Source organism: Pseudoalteromonas sp. BSi20439, from assembly GCF_000241165.1.
In the GTDB taxonomy this organism is placed as follows: domain Bacteria; phylum Pseudomonadota; class Gammaproteobacteria; order Enterobacterales; family Alteromonadaceae; genus Pseudoalteromonas.
Genome location: NZ_BADW01000236.1, coordinates 1 through 2,635 on the forward strand (window position 1 = coordinate 1; position 2,635 = coordinate 2,635).

Below are 2,635 nucleotides of genomic sequence, written 5' to 3' on the forward strand. Positions count from 1 at the left end.
TGAGTAGCTCGTGCCACGCTATGCGTTGCGCTCTGCCGTCTCAGTGGGGTCGCATTATAGGGAGATCCGATTTTAACGCAAGCGTTTTTAAACGCTTTTTTGCATTTAATTCTTACCCCAAAGATACCCCACCCAGACACACAAGATACCCACAAAACCCTGTGGATAACTCATTTTTTTGCGCTGTTTACTAAACTATTTACCTTGCTTGTGGTAAGTTGCGCCGCATATTTACAACTCGTTCACTAGGCAACACACATGACAGATATAATAAATAGTATAAGTGGTCTCTTATGGGGTCATATTTTAGTGTACTTATTAATAGCCGCTGGGCTATTTTTTACCATACGCCTTGGTTTCATCCAATTTGTACAATTCCCACACATGATTAAAGTTATGTTTCAGAGTCGCCAAGGGTCAGATGGCGGTATTTCCTCTTTCCAAGCATTTTGTACTTCTTTAGCAGCCCGTGTGGGTACCGGTAATATGGCGGGTGTTGCAGTCGCGCTTTATTTAGGTGGTGCTGGTGCTATTTTTTGGATGTGGTTAATTGCTTTAATTGGCATGGCAACTAGTTTTGCAGAGAGTACATTGGCTCAAGCGTACAAAATACGCGATGAAGAAGGCAACTTTCGTGGTGGCCCTGCTTATTATATGGAATACGGACTTGGCAAACGCTGGATGGGCATCGTGTTCTCACTATGTTTAATTTTAGCCTTTGGTTTAGTTTTTAATGCGGTGCAGTCAAATTCTATTGCTGCAGCTTTTGAAGTCGCCTTTGGTATTCCAAACTATATAGTAGGTATCGCACTCGTTATTGGTTCTGGCATCATCATATTTGGTGGCCTAAAAACAATTTCACGATTTGCTGAATTAGCAGTGCCATTTATGGCCGCTGCCTACTTAATTGTTGCACTGTATATATGTGCCGTAAATTACACTGAATTACCTGATGTATTTATGCATGTAATTAGAAGTGCTTTTGGTCTTGAACAAGCTGGCGCTGGTGCAATTGGTTATGGTGTTATGCAAGCGATGATCCAAGGGATCAAACGCGGGTTATTCTCAAACGAAGCAGGTATGGGTAGCGCTGCTAACGCTGCAGCAACCGCAACACCTAACCCGCCTCACCCTGCGTCACAGGGTTATGTACAAATGCTGGGTGTATTTGTAGATACCATTATAATTTGTACAGCAACTGCCGCGCTTATTTTATTATCAGAACAATTGGTTCCAGGTTCTGATGTAACAGGTATAGCACTTACACAAGCCGCCCTTGAAGAACATGTAGGTAGCTGGGGCGCAATATTTGTTGCGGTCGCTATTTTGTTTTTTGCTTTTACATCAATTGTAGCTAACTATTCTTATGCCGAAACGAACTTATTATTCTTAGAGCATAACCACGCATCTGGCATGTTGGTTTTCAGATTATTAGTGTTAGGTATGGTGATGTTTGGTGCACTTGGCGAATTACCATTAGTGTGGACTCTAGCTGATGTGTCTATGGGCCTAATGGCGATTGTGAACGTAATCGCACTATTTATGCTCTCAGGAGTTGTGGTGTGGCTTGCCAAAGATTACAACGCTCAACGACGTGCTGGTAAGTTACCAACGTTTGATCCGAGTAAAAATAACAAGCTTAATAAAACTATTCCGAAAGGTATTTGGCACAAATAACTTTAAAGTGATTTAAGTTAAAAACCCGGAACGGCCATGGCCATTTCGGGTTTTTTATTGTCTAGTACCAATTCGCTTAATTAAGTAGTCTATTTTGAGGTAGAGAAATCGTGTTAATAGCAAAGCAACAATTTCGATGTTTAGTTGTTCTATATGAGGAATTTTTAACGTAACTAGCGTCAGGTTTGGCCTCTCAAAATGATTTAAGTATTATTGCGGATTCGTATAAGCCTCGTCTGTATATTCCTAGTAACAGCATCATCAAGCATTTCATACCTCCTTATAATCGATTAGTTAAGCAGCTTACATCAACGCTCTTAATACACTTTATGGCTTTGTAATGGTGTTAATACAAGTAACTGTATACTGACTTTGGTTTATGTATATAACGAAACACAGCCACCAACTCCATTTAAGAGTCTTATACCACTACTTTTATATAAACCGCTTAGTATTAGGTTGTCTATTTTGAATTATAAAAATCTTATATAGCAAAGCTTAAATTTAGTGTTTTGTTTTAAATGAGAGTTTTTCCGTAGCTAGCGTCAAGTTTGAGCTATAAAAATGATCAAAGGCAATATATTGATGGGATAGGCTTTTTAAAAAATGTGAGACATAAAGGTTTCAAATAAACGAAATAATTTAGTGTAAAGAATAAGATACTAGTTCGATTATGCGATTTGATGATTAAAAATTTAATCAGAGAATAGTTAAACTAGAATAAACGGGGAGAGTATAAAGTGGTGCCCGAGGCCGGACTTGAACCGGCACGACTTGTTAGTCGAGGGATTTTAAATCCCTTGTGTCTACCAATTCCACCACTCGGGCATCGAGTTTGCTATTTAAAGCGTGTGGAGTAATTATTTGGAGGCGGAACCCGGAGTCGAACCGGGGTAAACGGATTTGCAATCCGGTGCATGGCCACTCTGCCATTCCGCCTAAACATTTCAAATAATTT

Annotated in this window: 1 protein-coding gene and 2 tRNA genes; 1 reads left to right on the forward strand and 2 read right to left on the reverse strand. The window is 39.7% G+C overall.

Annotated elements, in window-relative coordinates; translation table 11 throughout:
- Positions 1-258: 258 nt before the first annotated feature.
- Positions 259-1,677, forward strand: coding sequence for a sodium:alanine symporter family protein (locus P20439_RS17875; RefSeq protein WP_036934701.1), 1,419 nt, complete (start codon positions 259-261; stop codon positions 1,675-1,677).
- Between the two features lie 741 nt (positions 1,678-2,418).
- Here the strand turns inward: P20439_RS17875 and P20439_RS17880 are convergent.
- Both P20439_RS17880 and P20439_RS17885 read right to left on the reverse strand, forming a co-directional pair.
- Positions 2,419-2,505 (reverse strand) — tRNA-Leu (locus P20439_RS17880).
- A gap of 37 nt (positions 2,506-2,542) precedes the next feature.
- Positions 2,543-2,616: transfer RNA gene (locus P20439_RS17885), tRNA-Cys, on the reverse strand.
- Positions 2,617-2,635: the final 19 nt, after the last annotated feature.

Coding starts and splice junctions, on each gene's coding strand:
- P20439_RS17875 (WP_036934701.1), top strand. CDS start 259: ATGACAGATATAATAAATAGTATAAGTGGTCTCTTATGGGGTCATATT.